Below are 15,268 nucleotides of genomic sequence, written 5' to 3'. Positions count from 1 at the left end.
GGTGAGGGACTTGGGAAGAGACGCGGGGGTTCAGAGGGAGCGGAGTCCTGCGGCCGCTGCGCACGGCCGGCGTTCGTGCTCCGCGCTCCGGTCAGCAAGGAGCGCATGGGCACGATGGGCGTGGGCGCGGGGACCTCTTCCTCCTCACGCATCACTCCGGCCCGGCGCACGACGGGCGTGGGCGCGCGCTCCTCGTCCTCCGTGAGGGAGGTGGGGCGGCGCACGATGGGCGTGGCCGCCGGCGGCTCGTCTTCCGGCAGGGGCCGACGCACGACAGGCGTGGGCGCGGGGGCCTCTTCCTCGGAGGCCGGCCTGCGCACGATGGGCGTGGGGGCGCGTTCTTCCTCCTCGGAGGCCGGCCTGCGCACGATGGGCGTGGGGGCGCGTTCTTCCTCCTCGGAGGCCGGCCTGCGCACGATGGGCGTGGGCGCGGGGGCCTCTTCCTCGGAGGCTGGCCTGCGCACGATGGGCGTGGGGGCGCGTTCTTCTTCCTCGGAGGCTGGCCTGCGCACGACGGGCGTGGGGGCCGGCGTGCTCGTGTCGTCTTCTTCCACTTCCACCGGCCGGCGCACGACCGCCGTCGCTCCGGAGGAGCCATCCTCGGAGGCGCGGGCCTCCGCATCCGAATCCCCGGCGTCGTCCCCGCTGACATCCTTCAATCCGAGGGCCTTCACCAGGGGACTCGTCACCATCTCCGTGGGCGGAGCCGGCTCCGAGCCATGGCCTCCCAGCGGTTCCGGCTCCTCTTTCTTCGCGGTGTCGTCGGTCGTCTTGGGCGCGGCCGCGGGCTCCGGAGGCGGCGTGGCTTCCTTGCTCGCGGGGGCCGGAGCGGCCTTTGCGGACTCGCGCAGCGGCAGGCCCATGACCATGGGCACTTCGTCCGGCCGCATGTCCGGCTCGGTCTTGACGAGCCGGGTGTCCATCCCGTCGTCCAGGGCCATGCCCATCACCACGGGCGCGTCCTCCGCGCCATCCTTCGCGGGGGGCGGGGCGGCTTCGTCGGAAGCGGCCTGGGCCGCGGGCTTCGCGGGCTGCCTGGCCGCGACCGCGGGCTGGGACGCTTCCGGCATGCCCAGGCTCGCGAGGCGGTTCGTGGGCGTGCCCGTCATCGTGACGTCGGGCGGTTCGCTGGCGGCTTCGACCGGGACGTGGCCGCGCTTCTCCAGCAGCGAATCGTAGAGGTCCAGCAGCTGGCCCCGGATGAGGCCCGCGTCCAGCACCTTCTCCGCGAACGCGCGTCCGGCCTTGCCCAGCGCCACGCGGCGGGGCACGTCGCGCGCAAGGTCCAGGATGCGCTCGGAGAGGGCGCGGGCGTCGCCCGGAGGGAAGAAGACGGCCGCCTCCTTCGGAATCAGCTCGCGGGTGACGGGCAGGTCCGCGGCGATGACCGGCCGGCCGGCGGCCAGGTACTCAGAGACCTTGGCCAGCGGTCCGCCCTGGAGCCGGTTGCGCTCCGAGTCGTCCAGCGGCAGCACGCCCACGTCCGCCAGCGCCAGCACCTTGACCAGGTCGTCGTGCACGACGGGCGGCTGGAAGTCGACCTTCTCCTTGATACCCAGGTCGTTGACCAGGTCCTCCAGGTGCGGCTTCCAGTCCGGATGGTGCGCGCCCACCAGCGTCAGGCGCACGTCCACCTGCTGGGCCGCGAGCGCCGTGGCGCGCAGGAGGGTGGGCAGGCCCTGCCAGCCCACGTGGCTGCCCAGGTACATCATCCTGAGGGGCGAACCGTCCGGGGCGCCGAGCACCTCCGGGTCGTACGGCTTCAGGTCCACCGGCGCGCGAATTGTCCGGAGCTGGTCCTCCGCCGCGCCCAGCCCCTGGATGAACGCGCGCGTCGTCTGCGAGCCGGTGACGACGAGGTCCGCGTTCATCAGGCAGAACAGCTCCTGGCGGCGGATCTTCGACAGGAAGCGGCGGTCGCCGTCCGTCTGCGGATGGGTGTAGCGCAGCTCCTGTGAGGGGAACGTCTGCGCCTCATAGATGAGGCGGTAGCCGTAGTCCGCCTTCAGCTCGCACAACGCGTACCCGCCGAAGGGGTCCGTGAAGTGGGCGAGGGCGTAGTCCTCGCTTTCTAGCTGGCGGCGAACGGCCCGTTCAAAGGACTGGATGCGCGACGCCAGGTCCCCGGAGCCTACCGGGACGCGGAGCAGCCGGGCGCCCTGGTACTTCTCGATATGGGAGTGGTCGGGCGTCTTCGCCGACAGCACCACCACGGAGAAGCGATCAGGCAACGCCTTCAGATACTCGGTCAGTCGGCGTGAGGAGCCAGACGGGCCGGGGATGACGTCAAAGCTGCACAGGAGAAGTCTGGGCAGGTCGCTCAAGCGGTCGCAGGATACTTGGACCGGGGTGAGGTGTCATCGGTCGTGACGGAAGTTGAAGGGGGTCGGCGGAACAACACATCCCGTGACGGATGCGTTGACCCCCTGTATGCCGCGTCATAACGAGGCGAGGTGTCCATGGATGAGCGGAAGGGCGTCACCGTGAGCTACCTGCGGCAGCTGGCCCGGAAATACCTCCGGGAGGGAGCTGGCGCGTCCCGCGGGCGGGAGCTGGTCACCTCGCTGGCCGAGCGCATTCCCGCCCTGGGGCGGCTCGCGCGCATGGCCGGCCTGGCGACGTCCCGGCGCGGCTCCGGTGACGTGGGCGGCGAGGAGCGGACGCTGGATTCCGGCCCTGCGGATTCCCGCTCCGCCAAGGGGCCGACCCCCGAGTCCGTGCCCCTGCCTTCGCCCGAAAGTGCCGCCGCGCCGCAGGCACGAGAACTTTCCGAGGAGCCCATCACGGAGCCCAGCGGCGGCCCCAAGACGCGGCCCGCGCGCGTGGTGACGTTCCCCGCCCGCGAGAAGGCGCGCCGCGACCCGGAAGACGAGGCCACGGTGTCCCTGTCGCCGGAAGCGCCCACGCCGCGCCCGTCGAGTTCTCCCAAGGCAGAACAGCCCGCCGCCGCGCCGCCCGCGCCCGCGAGCGAGCCGCCGCACGCCGCCGAGCCCCTGGTGGAGGGGTTCTTCGTGACGAAGATGGCGGGGGAGAAGGAAGCGCGCCGCCACCACCTTCTGGAGGAGCAGGCGCCGCGCCTTCCTCCGGCGGACGCGTCGCCCGAGCGCAACGAGCACCTGGCCATGCTGCCCCTGGACTACCAGGACGACGCGATGGTGCTGCTCGCGAGGGATCCGCACACGCTCTTCGTCTTCTGGGACTTCAGTGACGCGAGCCGGGGCCGGGCACTGGACGACCTGCCGGCGCCGCGCGCGGTGATGAAGGTGTTCGACGGCGAGGGCTTGTCGCGCGAGGTGGATTTCGCGCTGGAGTCGCGCAGCTTCTATCTGCAGGGCATGACGCCCGGGCGAACGTACCGGGTGGAGGCGCACTTCGTCGGTTCGGATGGCCGGTCGCGCCGCATTGGACATTCGTCCAATCGGGCCACGCTGCCGCCCGCGGGACCGTCGGCGGACACGTCCATCCGGTTCCTGCGCATGCCGCCTCCGCCGGTGGTGGACCGGTCGCGCGAAGCTGTCCCCACCGCGGCGTCCGTGCGCGTCCCTCGGGTGGAGGAGCGCGAGTACGTCACCTGGCGCCGGGTGCAGCTGCCGGGGAGCGCCGGGTTGGCGGACGTGCCGGAGGTCCACCGTGAGCGCACCGAGGCTTATGTCGATGCGCCGCGCGTCCCTGGGGCTTCGGACCAGCGCTACGCGGAAGAGGCCTATCTAGAGAGCGCGCCGCGTGCGCCGGGGGCTTCGGACCAGCGCTACGCGGAAGAGGCCTATCTAGAGAGCGCGCCGCGTGCGCCGGGGGCGTCCGACCAGCAGTATGCGCGCGTGGGGGAGGCGACGCTCGGTGAGGGCGCGGTGCTGGCCCCGTCTCGCCCTCCCGGGGCGTCGGATCAGCGCTACCTGGACGTGGAGCGGGCTCCGGGTGCTTCGGACCAGCGCTACGGTGGAGACGTCGCGGGTCCTTCGTACCTGGAGGTGCCGCGCGCTCCGGGTGCTTCGGAGCAGCGGTACGGTGGAGACGTGGTGGGCACTCCGTATCTGGAGGTGCCGCGCGCGACGGGCGCTTCGGATCAGCGCCACGGTCAGGCGCTGCTGCCGGGCGGCGTTTCGGAGTACCGCTATCTGGACGTGCCGCGTGCACCCGGCGCTTCGGACCAGCGGTACGTGGCGGGAGGGCAGGGGACCCAGGGCGTGCAGCGTGCGCCGGGGACTTCGGACCAGCAGTACCTCACCGTGCCTCGTGCCGCGGGCGCTTCGGATCAGCGGTATCTGACCGTGCCTCGCGCCGCGGGTGCGTCGGACCAGCAGTACTTGAGCGTGCCTCGTGCCGCAGGGGCTTCGGACCAGCAGTACCTCACCGTGTCGCGTGCGGCGGGCGCTTCGGATCAGCGCTACCTGTCCGTGGATCGCGCCACGGGCGCGTCGGATCAGCAATACCTGACCGTGCCTCGGGCGGTGGGCGCATCGGATCAGCGCTACCTGTCCGCGGATCGCGCGACGGGCGCATCGGATCAGCCTGGTGCGGCCGGGCGCTCGGATGCCTGGTCTCCGGAGTCCCCGACCTCACGGGGTGACCTGCTCGAAGCACGGGACCTCTCGTCGACATCGTCTCCAGTGGGCGCCGAGGGTTCGTTCCCGTCCGGTCCATCGATGCACGGCGCGGCCACCACGGATTCGTGGCGGCCCACGGAGCCGGAGCCTCCCAAGGACCCGTGGGCCTTGAGCGTGGCGCGCGGTCCCTCCGCGTCCGAACAGCGTGCCCTCGACAAGGCCCGCGAGGCCGCGCGACGGGCCGCACTGGCCTCCGTTTCCGCGAGCCCCTCGCCCGCGAAGGCCGAGGCTCCGCGCACTGCGCCCGCGCAAGTCGAGGCTCCGGCCCCGAAGGTGGAGACCCCGGCGGCTTCGAGCGCCGTGGCTCCCAAGTCGGACGCCGCGAAGTCCCCGCCCGCGAAGGCGGCCCAGAAACCACCGGAGCCCAAGCCCTCGGGCTCCAAGTCCTCCAAGTCCCGGCCCTCGCGCCGTGGACGGAAGTGAACCCGCACGGCCTCTCCGACCGACCTATGAGCCTGGGCTCCCTCGCGCTGGTCCTTCACGCGCACCTGCCGTTCGTTCGCCACCCCGAGTACGAAGACTTCCTCGAGGAGGACTGGCTCTACGAAGCCATCTCCGAGACGTACCTGCCGCTCTTGCGCGTGTTCGACAGACTGGTCGAGGACCGCGTCCCCTTCCGGGTGACGATGACGCTCTCGCCCACGCTCGTGTCGATGCTCAACGACGACCTGCTGCGGGAGCGCTACGCCCGCCGGCTGGACTCGCTCTGCGAGCTGGGCGCCCGCGAGGTGCACCGCACCCGGGACGACTCCACCTTCCACCCGCTGGCCGTCTTCCACCGCGACCACTTCGAATCGCTGCGGCTCGCGTACCACAACCACTACCGGCGCGACCTGGTGGCCGCGTTCCGCAGGCTCCAGGACTCCGGCCACCTGGACATCCTCACCTGCAACGCGACCCACGGCTTCCTGCCGCTCATGCAGCAGACGCCGGAAGCCGTGCGCGCGCAGGTGACGGTGGCGGCGAACCACTACCGCCAGAACTTCGGCCGCGACCCCGCCGGCATCTGGCTGGCCGAGTGCGGCTACTACCCGGGCCTGGAGCGCATCCTCTCCGCCGAGCGCATCCGCTACTTCTTCGCGGACACGCACGCGCTCACGGACGCCACGCCCCGCCCGCTGCACGGCCCCTACGCGCCCATCTTCACCGAGCCCGGCGTGGCCGCCTTCGCGCGCGACCCGGAGAGCAGCCAGCAGGTCTGGAGCACCGAGCACGGCTACCCCGGCGACCCCGTCTACCGCGAGTTCTACCGGGACATCGGCTGGGACCTGGACCTGGACTACATCCGGCCCTTCATCCAGCCCACCGGCGACCGCAAGAACACCGGCTTCAAGTACTTCCGCATCACCGGCAAGACGAACGACAAGCAGCCCTACGACCCGGCCGCCGCCCGCGAGCGCGCCTGGGTCCACGCGGGCAACTTCCTCTTCAACCGCGAGCGCCAGTTCGAATACCTCGCGTCGCGCATGGGCGGCCGCAAGCCCGTGGTCGTCGCGCCCTATGACGCGGAGCTCTTCGGCCACTGGTGGTTCGAGGGTCCCCACTTCATCGACGCCCTCATCCGCCAGGCCGCGCGCAACCCCAGCCGCATCCAGCTCATCAGCCCGCTGGACGACCTGCGCGAGCACCCGGAGAACCAGGTGGCCACGCCGCCCCTTTCGTCCTGGGGCGCGGGCGGGTACGCGAACATGTGGTTGGACGGGACCAACGACTGGATCTACCGGCACTTGAACCACGCCGCGCGGCAGATGGTGGAGCTGGCCCGGGACTTCCCGGACGCGTCGTCCCTCAAGCGCCGGGCGCTGAACCAGGCCGCGCGCGAGCTGCTGCTGGCGCAGGCCTCCGACTGGGCCTTCATCATGAAGACCGGCACCATGGTGGACTACGCCGTGCGCCGCACGAAGGAGCACCTGCAGCGCTTCCTGCGCCTGCACGACCAGGTGCGCGGTGGAACCATCGACGAGTCCTGGCTGTCCCACGTCGAAGGACGCAACAACCTGTTCCCCGAGCTGGATTACCGCGTCTACCGGCCCGGTTGAGCGGTTCGGGAACAGGCGGCCGGGCTGGGGGTTCACCTTCCGTCACCGGACACGGTCGTTCCGGTTGCGGGGCTTCGTTTCCGCTTTAGGTTGAGGAAATCCATGACCCACACGCTCCCTTCGTCCCGTCGCAAGCTCGTGGCCGCCGTGCTGGTGTTGGCGTCGCCCACGCTCGCCCTCGCGCAGGCTCCCGCACCCCAGCAGCCGGCCGCGCCCAAGACGCAGCAGGCGGCCTCCGGTCAGGCTGGCAACCTCCAGCCCGCCACGCGTGAGGCCCAGTCGCTGGCCTCGCTGGCGCCCCTGGTGGAGTCGGTGAAGTCCGCCGTGGTGAACGTGGACGTGCAGGCCCGTCCGGAAGTGCCGGAAGGCATGGAGGACAACCCGCTCTTCGACCGCTTCTTCGGAGGCAACGGGCGGGGCCGCGGCGGCGGACGCAGCGAGCGCGAGCAGATCCGCCAGGGCGCCGGGTCCGGCTTCATCATCGACCCCAAGGGCCTGGTGCTCACCAACAACCACGTCATCGAGGACGCGGTCACCATCACCATCCGCCTGGACGACGGCCGTTCGTTCTCGGGCGAGGTGGTGGGCCGCGACCCGCTCACCGACGTGGCCGTGGTGAAGATCAAGGAGAAGGTGGATCAGCTCCCCGCCGTGAAGCTGGGGGACTCCGACGCCGTGCGCGTGGGTGACTGGGTGCTGGCCATCGGCAACCCGTTCGGTCTGGCCTCCAGCGTGAGCGTGGGCATCCTGTCCGCGCGCGCCCGGGAGATTGGCGCCAGCGTTTACGACGACTTCCTGCAGACGGACGCGGCCATCAACCCCGGCAACTCCGGCGGCCCGCTCTTCAACATGAAGGGCGAGGTGGTGGGCATCAACACCGCCATCGTCGGCGGCGGCACGGGCATTGGCTTCTCCGTGCCCAGCAACCTCATCAAGGCGCTGCTGCCGCAGCTGGAGAAGGAGGGCGCCGTCACGCGCGGCTGGCTGGGCGTGGGCATCCAGCCCCTCACTCGCGAGCTGGGCCAGGCGCTGAAGTTGTCGGTGAGCGAGGGCGCCATCCTCACGCAGATCACCCCCGACTCCCCGGCGGCGAAGGCCGGGCTCAAGCCGGACGACGTGGTGGTGGCCGTGGACGGCAAGCAGGTGCGCTCCGACAGCGACCTCACCCGCACCGTGGCGCTCAAGAAGCCCAACACCGTCGCGACGCTGTCCCTCTACCGCGACGGCAAGAAGCAGGACGTCAAGGTGACCATGGGCACCCGGCCGGACCTGGAGGGCCTGTCCAAGAAGAAGCCGGGGGCCACCGACGAGCAGGACAGCTCGCGCCGCGTGGGCGTGTCCCTGCAGGACCTGGATGCCCGCACGGCGTCCCAGGCGGGCTTCACCGAGCGCGCCGGCGCGCTCATCACCGACATCGTCCCGGGCTCGCCCGCGGACCGCGCGCAGCTGACGCCGGGCATGCTGGTGGTGGAGGCGAACAAGAAGCCCATCGCGAGCGCGAAGGAGCTGGCCGCGGCCATCCGCGCCGCGCCCAAGGGCAGCACGCTGCTGCTGCGCGTGGCCGGCCCTGGCGGCGGACGCCTGCTGCGCGCGCTGACCGTTCCTTGAGCTGGGGATGAGCGTCAACTACGTCTCGTTGGGTGACAGCACGGCGGTGGGGGTGGGGGCGTCGCAGGGCGGGGGCTATCCCGACCGGCTCGCCTCCCGCCTCCGCAAGGACGGCCTGCCCGTGGGCCATACCAACCTGGGGCAGAGCGGCGCGCGCGTGCGCGACATCGTCAACAACGCCCTCAAGCGCGTCATCGCGTTGCAGCCCACGCTCATCACCCTGGGCGTGGGCACCAACGACATCTGGCGCGGCACCGAGGTGGCGGAGTTCCAGGACGACCTGGACCGCATCGCCCGGCGGCTGAAGCAGACCGGCGCGTCCATGGTGGTGGCGAACCTGGCGGACATGGCGCTCGCGCCGGTGGCGAAGATGGTGCCCAGCGCGCTGTACGAAGGGCGCATCGAGCCGTTCAACCAGGCCATCGCCTCCGTGGCCCGCGCGCACGGGCTGCACCTGGTGGACCTGTTCACCGCCAGCCGGGAGATGATCCCCCGGCGCCCGGACTTCTTCTGCTCGGATGGCTTCCACCCGTCCGCGGTGGGCTACGAGGAGTGGGCGGACCTGATGCTCCCCGTGGTCCGCACGCTCGTGCAGCGGTAGCGCCGGGCAGGGCGCCCTGGCGCCCCGCGCTCAGGCCTTCGCGATGCCGGAGGGCGCGGGCGGCGTGGAGGGCGCGTCCGAGGGCGGCGCGCTGATGCTGCGCTCGCGTCCGGGGTGGACCTCCATGCCGGCCTCGAACGCCGTCACCCGGTTGCGGCCCGTCCGCTTGCTGCAATAGAGCGCCGAGTCCGCGCAATCCACCAGCATGTCCTGCGCCGACGCGTCCGTGGGGAAGTGCGAGACGCCGATGGACACCGTGACGTGGCCCCCGGGCAGCCCCGGGCGGCTGAGCGTGACGGAGTCCGCCACCGCGCGGCGCAGCGTCTCCGCCACCTCCACCGCCGTGGCCTTGGACACCTGCGGCAGCAGCAGCACGAACTCCTCGCCGCCGTAGCGCCCCAGCGTGTCCACCTTGCGCGCGCGGGTCCGGAGCACGTCGGAGACCCGGCGCAGCGTCTCGTCTCCGGCGCGGTGCCCGGCCAGGTCGTTGAGCCGCTTGAAGTGGTCCACGTCCACCATCAGCAGCGCCAGAGGCACGCCGAAGCGCTGGGCTCGCGCGAGCTCCAGGTCCAGCCGCTGGAAGAGGTGGCGGCGGTTGGGCACGCCCGTGAGCGCGTCCGTCAGCGTGAGCTTCACCGTCTCCGCGTGCAGGCGCGCGTTCGTCACCGCCGTCGCGGCCTGATCCGCCACCGCGGTGAAGAGCTCGATCTCCTCCGCGGAGATGCTCGCCGTCTCCGGGCGCTGGAAGTTGATGACGCCCAGGAGCGTGTCCGCGTGCACCATGGGCACCGCCAGCAGCGAACCGTGCTCCGAGCCGCCGCGCAGCCCGCGCCGCGCGAAGATGCTGGTGCTGTCCGTCAGGTCCGGCAGGTACACGGCCTTGCGCGTCTGGGCGGCCCGGCCGCACGCGCCCTCGCCCATGGCGAAGGTGTGGCCCTCCAGGCCCCGGCCCTGCGGCCACGCGTGCTTCACCTCCAGCATGCCCTCCTCGTTGAGGAGCATGATGGAGAAGTCCGGGATGTGCAGCCGCTCCACCACCAGGCGGGTGATGCGCGACAGGAGTTCGTCCAGCTCCAGCGTGGTGTTGAGCGAGCGGGCCACGTCGAACAGCAGCGACAACTCCGTCAGGCGCTCCTCCAGCTCGTCCTTCAGCGCCAGCTTCTCCTTCACCAACTGCAGGTCGCGGTGCGTGTCGATCTCCTCCACCTTCATGGAGGTGAGCCGCGCGAGCATCTGGTTGAAGGCCGCGCCCAGCCGGGAAATCTCGTCCGTGCTCCGGGCCTCCGCGCGCACCAGCAGGTCGCCGTCGGCCGCGCGGCCCATGGCCTCGCTCAGCCGCTTGAGCGGCGCGGTGAGCACGAAGCGCAGGGACAGCCACGTGACGAGCCCCAGGATGCCCACGAAGAGCACCATCGCGCCGAGCGCGTCCTGGAACACCGTCTGGAGCTGGCGGGTCAGCGCGGGCTCGCCCATGCGCACCTGCAGGACGCCCATGCGCTGCGCGGCCTCGCCGGTGTGACAGCCGGAGCACTCAGGACCGCCCAGGGGCCGCACCACCTCCGTGCCGTGGTCGCTGGAGCGCGCCGTCTCCGGCCCCGTCGCGGACAGCCGCGTGGCCTCCGGGTGCGGATGTCCCTGCTCGGCCGGCCGCCTGCTCCACCGGATGCGCCCGTCCGGCGTCAGGACCCGCAGGTCCTCCACGGAGCGGAACAGCCGCGTGTCCGACGACAGCACGTCCGCGACCGCGCCATGCGGTGCCGCGCCCGGAGCCTGCGGCAGCGTGAAGGTGGAGGCCACGGCCTCCGCCAACGCGAGCGCCTCCAGGTGCGTGCCTTCACGCACCGCCTGCCGGGCTTCGCGCGAGAAGTGCCCCACGCCCAGGAGCGCCACCACCAACCCGGGCAGCGCGATGCTCCACAAGAGCTTCCTGCCAATCGTCTCGGAACCGAGGGCCATGTGCGGGGCGCAGTGTGCTTCGTGCATTCGCGTTCTGTCCGCGAGTGACGGAGTGTTCAAAATTGTCAGGGGCATGACACGCCCTGTCAAACGTACTGGTGTCGAAATATTGAAATGGGGGTGTTGTTCCTCGGCATGTTCCTGTTTTCACGGGCTGTACCCGTGGCACGGTGGCGGTAGTCCCGAAGACCGCGTCCGGAAAGAGGAGTTCCGCCCATGACCCCGACCGTGTTCCTCACCTCCGCGCTGCTGCCGGTGCCCCACGGCTTCGCCACGCGCGCGGGTGGGGTGTCCGAGGGGCCCTACGCGTCCCTCAACCTGGGCTTCTCCGTGGGCGACGAGCGTCCCCACGTGGAGGAGAACCACCGCCGGCTGGCCCAGGCCGCGGGCGCGCGTCTGGGCTCGCTCTGCCGGGTGTCGCAGGTGCACGGCGACACGGTGCTGGAGGCTCGCGGCGAAGCCGACGACGTGCTGCGCCCGACGCTGGGTGAGGCGGACGCGCTGTGGACGGAAGGGGAGGGCAGCTGGGTGGCGGTGGGCACCGCGGACTGCGTGCCGGTGCTGATCGTGGATCCGCGAGCCCGGCGCGTGGCGGCGGTGCACTCAGGATGGAAGGGCACGGACCTGGAGATCAGCGCCCGCACGGTGGAGGCGCTGGTGGCGAGGGGCAGCCGGCCGGAGGACCTGCTCGCGGCGGTGGGCCCCTGCATCCAGGCGTGCTGCTACGAGGTCTCCCCGGAGCTGGGCGACCGCTTCCGCGCACGCTTTGGTCCGGACGTCGTCCGCGCGGGAGCCAGGCCGCACCTGGATCTTCCACTCGCGGTGAAGTCGTCCCTCACAAAGGCGGGCCTGAAGCCGGAGCAGGTGGACGTGCTACAGGCCTGTACGGCGTGTGATCCAGAGCGGTTCTTCTCCCACCGCCGGGACGCGGGGCGCACAGGGCGGCACCTCAACTTCGTGCTGCACCGCTTCTAGCGGAGGCCCGCCGGGGTCGTTTTCTTGACGGTCTCCGACCGGCCTTCCTATCCTCGACCTGGAATTCCCTCCGTCCAGGCTCGTGCCGGTGCGTCCCTTCCTCTTCCGCCTGTTTGCCGCCGTCGCGCTGTCCGCGCCGACCGCCTGTGCCACCACCGCTGCTTCGCAGACGGAAGTGGGCCGGCTGGAGGCTGAGGTGCGCACGCTGCGCGCGGCCCAGTCGTCGCTGATCGAGCGCCTGGAGCGGCTGGAGAACCGCGACGCCGTCTCGCGCGCCCGCGCCGCTGCCCCGGCCCCCGCCGCGTCGTCCCCGAAGGCCACCGCGAGCGCGAAGCCGGAGGCCGCCTCGCCGGAAGTGGGCGAGCCGCTGGGGCTGGCGCCGGCGGAGCTGACGGTGGTCCGGCTCAAGCCGAAGAAGGAACCCGCGCCGCGCATCAACACGGCGGTGGCGGTGATGGAGCCGGACACCGACCAGATGGAGATGTTCATCTCTCCGGTGGAGGGCTCGTCGGGGACGGGCTCGGTCAGCCTGGGAGGCTCGATGGCCTCCACAACGGCCACCCGCATGGAGCCGCCGGAGAAGGATCCGGACATCCTCGACGCCGAGTACGAGCGCGCGGTGGCCATGCTGCGCACCGGGAACGTGGAAGGCGGCGTGGAGACGCTCACGCGCTTCGCGGCGGAGAACCCGCGCCACCCCCGCGCCGACAACGCCCTGTACTTCAGCGGCCTGGGCCAGATGGGGCTCAAGGACGCGGCCGGCGCGGCCAAGACGTTCGAGAAGCTCATCAAGAACTACCCCGCCGGGGACGCCGTCCAGGACGGCATGCTCCGGCTCGCGGAGTGCCGGGTGCGGCTGAACCAGGCCGTGGATGCCCGTGCCCTCTATACCCGCGTCGTCACCCAGTTCCCGGGGACGGCCGCCGCCACGCAGGCGGAGCAGCGGCTCGCCGCGCTCTCGCCGTAAGCCCTTTTGTGAAAGGACGTCGTCCGATGCGCTCCCGGATCCTTGCCTCCCTGCTCGTGCCCCTCACCGTCGCGCCGGCATGGACGGCTTTCGCCCAGGACGCGCAGGAGGATGAATCCCAGTCGTCCTCCGAGACGGAAGGGCAGGACATCTCCGACGACGTGGAGCAGCGCCCCACCTCCGTCACGCTGCCGCCCGGCGCCGCGCAGGGCCGTGAGAGCGCGCCCGGCCAGGTGCACACGGTGGAGACGGGCGACACGCTGTGGGACCTGTCCCAGCGCTACCTGGGCAGCCCCTGGTACTGGCCCAAGGTCTGGTCCTACAACCCGCAGATCGCCAACCCGCACTGGATCTACCCGGGCAACAACGTGAAGTTCTTCCCCGGCGGCGAGGAGGTGCCCTCGCGCGTGGAGGCCGGTGACCTGCCCTCCGACGACGTGGCTGCGCCCACGGACGTGAGCGGCGGCCGACTGGTGTCGGTGGTCGGGAAGATCGGCTTCGACCCGTCCGCCTCCAGCCCGGTGACGACCAAGGGCTTCGTGACGACGCGCGAGCTGGACGAGGCGGGCCGCATCGAGGGCTCGACCTCCGAGGCGCTGATGCTCTCCGCCCCGGAGAAGGTCTACCTGCGCTTCAAGAAGCGCGGGTCCGCCAAGATTGGCGACCGCTACGTCATCTTCCACACCGTGGAGGAGGTGAAGCACCCGGTGTCCAACGCGCGCACGGGCTACCTCACGGAGCTCCTGGGCACGGTGCAGGTCGTCTCCATCAACAACGACGTGGTCACCGCGCGCATCATGGAGACGTGGGACCCCATCGCCCGTGGCGACCTGGTGGGCCCCTCCAGCGAGAAGCTGTCGGAGCGCATCGCCCCCAAGCCCAACAGCAAGGAGATCCCCGGCTTCGTGCTCACGCCGATGACGCCGGGCCAGACGCTGCTGGGCGAGCACAACTTCATCGTCGTGGACCGCGGCACCGCGGACGGCGTCCAGGTGGGCAACACGTTCACCATCGAGCGCCGCGGCGACCCCAGCAAGGATGTGCTCGGCCGCAGCGACTACAAGATGGGCGACGCGGGCAAGGAGCAGAAGGCCTACCCCTGGGAGGCCGTGGCCCAGTGCATGGTCACCGAAGTGCGTGAGCGCACCTCCAACTGCCTGATGACCCGGTCCATGGTGGAGATCTCCGCCGGCGACCGCGCCACCATGCGCAAGGACGGAACGCCCACCGCCAGCCGCTGACCCAAGGCGGCGATCGGCAGGAATGCTGCATTCCGACCCGCCCGGGAAGGGCGGGTCGCTTGACCCCCGAAGAACCGGTGTTATGTGTCACGCCCCTCCCGGGACCACCTCTATATAGGTGGGAAACAGGCGGGGACGGCATGGCGGACACAAACACGGATACGCACCTACACTGGGACGAGCAGCGCGCCACCCTGGCGCTCTGGGCCATTGCTGGCCTGGGGCCCCGGGCGTTGGACGCCGTGCGCGCGTTCGCCGGTGGGGCGCTGTCCCGGCTCGCGTCCACGCCCGTGCGGGACTGGGTGGCGGACGTGCCGGTGCCCGCGACCGTCCGCCAGCGGCTGGCCGCCGTCGCATCGCTGGACTCCCTGGCGTCCCGGACGGAAGAGGCCTGTGCCCGAGCGGGTCTCCAGGTGGCCTTCGCGGGCTCGCCGGCCTATCCCGCCCGGATGGTGGGGCTGGAGGACGCGCCCCCGCTGCTGTTCTTCCTGGGCAACCCGGGGCCTCCCCGTCGCAGGCTGGCGATGGTGGGCAGCCGCCATCCGGATCAGGGCTTCCTGCCGTTCGCGCGCTCCTTCGCCCGGAAGGTGGCGGAGTCCGGGGTGGGGGTGGTGTCGGGCGCGGCGGAGGGCGTGGACCGGGCCTGCCACTGGGGCGCGCTGGACGTAGGTGCGGAGACGTGGGCCTTCCTGGGCTCCGCGCTGGACTCGCTGGACCCCGCCCAGGCCCGGATGCTGCCCCACTTCCTCGAGCGGGGAGGGGTGTACTTCAGCGAGCTGCCGCCTGGGGTCCGGGCGAGCACGACGACCTTCCCCCGGCGCAACCGGCTCATCGCTGGCGCGTCGGATGCGGTGCTGGTGATGCGAGCGGGGGAGGGTTCCGGGGCCCTGTACACGGCGGAGGCGGCGCGGGTGCAGGGCCGGCCGGTGTTCGCGCTGCCCGGGGACGTCTGGCAGCCGGCCGCGGCGGGCTGCAACGCCCTGCTGGCGGACGGGCTGGCCCGCGCATGTACGTCCGCGGAATCGATTTGTGCGGTGGTGGGCGTTCACCCGGTCCGCGCGGTGCCTGCGGGGCGGGACAGTGGGTGGTGGGAGGCGCTGTCGGCGGAAGCGCGCGGGGCCTATGGGCTGTTGGACCGGGCTCCCCGTTCGTTCGACGAGGTGCTCGCCGCAAGCCCGCTGACGCCCGCGGCGCTCACGAGCGCCCTGGTGGAGTTGGAATTGTCGGGGCTGGTGGTCCAGCACCCGGGTAAACGGTACGAGAAGGTCTAGAGGCAG

At 71.5% G+C, this 15,268-nt stretch carries 10 protein-coding genes; 8 read left to right on the top strand and 2 right to left on the bottom strand.

Annotated elements, in window-relative coordinates; translation table 11 throughout:
* A partial coding sequence (locus D7Y11_RS24635) for a glycosyltransferase (protein WP_233607384.1) occupies nucleotides 1-2,231 on the bottom strand: 2,231 nt, incomplete at its 3' end.
* Between the two features lie 228 nt (nucleotides 2,232-2,459).
* Between D7Y11_RS24635 and D7Y11_RS24630 the strand changes: the two genes are divergently transcribed.
* From D7Y11_RS24630 to D7Y11_RS24615, 4 genes are all read left to right on the top strand, one after another.
* On the top strand, nucleotides 2,460-5,027 hold the full coding sequence (locus D7Y11_RS24630) for a DUF4912 domain-containing protein (RefSeq protein WP_121755943.1): 2,568 nt from the start codon (nucleotides 2,460-2,462) through the stop codon (nucleotides 5,025-5,027).
* Nucleotides 5,028-5,053: 26 nt separating this feature from the next.
* Nucleotides 5,054-6,643 carry a glycoside hydrolase family 57 protein gene (locus tag D7Y11_RS24625; RefSeq protein WP_121755942.1) on the top strand — a complete coding sequence of 530 codons (1,590 nt, stop codon included), beginning with the start codon at nucleotides 5,054-5,056 and terminating at the stop codon, nucleotides 6,641-6,643.
* Nucleotides 6,644-6,745: 102 nt separating this feature from the next.
* Nucleotides 6,746-8,251 (top strand): trypsin-like peptidase domain-containing protein, encoded by a 1,506-nt coding sequence (locus D7Y11_RS24620; RefSeq protein ID WP_126934932.1) that lies wholly within the window; start codon nucleotides 6,746-6,748, stop codon nucleotides 8,249-8,251.
* 7 nt (nucleotides 8,252-8,258) lie between these two features.
* Entirely contained in the window at nucleotides 8,259-8,852 is a 594-nt protein-coding gene (locus D7Y11_RS24615) for an SGNH/GDSL hydrolase family protein (RefSeq protein ID WP_126934931.1), read from the top strand.
* Between the two features lie 30 nt (nucleotides 8,853-8,882).
* On the opposite strand, the gene D7Y11_RS24610 is transcribed toward D7Y11_RS24615, so the two are convergent.
* On the bottom strand, nucleotides 8,883-10,808 hold the full coding sequence (locus tag D7Y11_RS24610; RefSeq protein WP_126934930.1) for a diguanylate cyclase: 1,926 nt from the start codon (nucleotides 10,806-10,808) through the stop codon (nucleotides 8,883-8,885).
* 216 nt (nucleotides 10,809-11,024) lie between these two features.
* On the opposite strand from D7Y11_RS24610, the gene pgeF reads away from it, so the two are divergent.
* The 4 genes from pgeF (at nucleotide 11,025) to D7Y11_RS24590 (ending at nucleotide 15,262) form a co-directional block, all read left to right on the top strand.
* Nucleotides 11,025-11,783 (top strand): peptidoglycan editing factor PgeF, encoded by a 759-nt coding sequence (gene pgeF / locus D7Y11_RS24605; protein ID WP_121756027.1) that lies wholly within the window; start codon nucleotides 11,025-11,027, stop codon nucleotides 11,781-11,783.
* An 82-nt stretch (nucleotides 11,784-11,865) separates the two neighbouring features.
* Nucleotides 11,866-12,750 (top strand): tol-pal system YbgF family protein, encoded by an 885-nt coding sequence (locus tag D7Y11_RS24600; RefSeq protein ID WP_126934929.1) that lies wholly within the window; start codon nucleotides 11,866-11,868, stop codon nucleotides 12,748-12,750.
* A 26-nt stretch (nucleotides 12,751-12,776) separates the two neighbouring features.
* Nucleotides 12,777-13,991, top strand: coding sequence for a LysM peptidoglycan-binding domain-containing protein (locus D7Y11_RS24595; protein WP_120575581.1), 1,215 nt, complete (start codon nucleotides 12,777-12,779; stop codon nucleotides 13,989-13,991).
* Between the two features lie 140 nt (nucleotides 13,992-14,131).
* A complete protein-coding gene (locus tag D7Y11_RS24590; RefSeq protein ID WP_126934928.1) occupies nucleotides 14,132-15,262 on the top strand; it encodes a DNA-processing protein DprA in 1,131 nt (376 codons plus the stop codon).
* Nucleotides 15,263-15,268 lie beyond the last annotated feature (6 nt).

It is taken from the genome of Corallococcus sp. AB018 (assembly GCF_003986945.1).
In the GTDB taxonomy this organism is placed as follows: domain Bacteria; phylum Myxococcota; class Myxococcia; order Myxococcales; family Myxococcaceae; genus Corallococcus; species Corallococcus exiguus.
The sequence above is the reverse complement of the archived record's forward strand: the minus strand, read 5'-3'. Positions and strand labels throughout refer to the sequence as shown.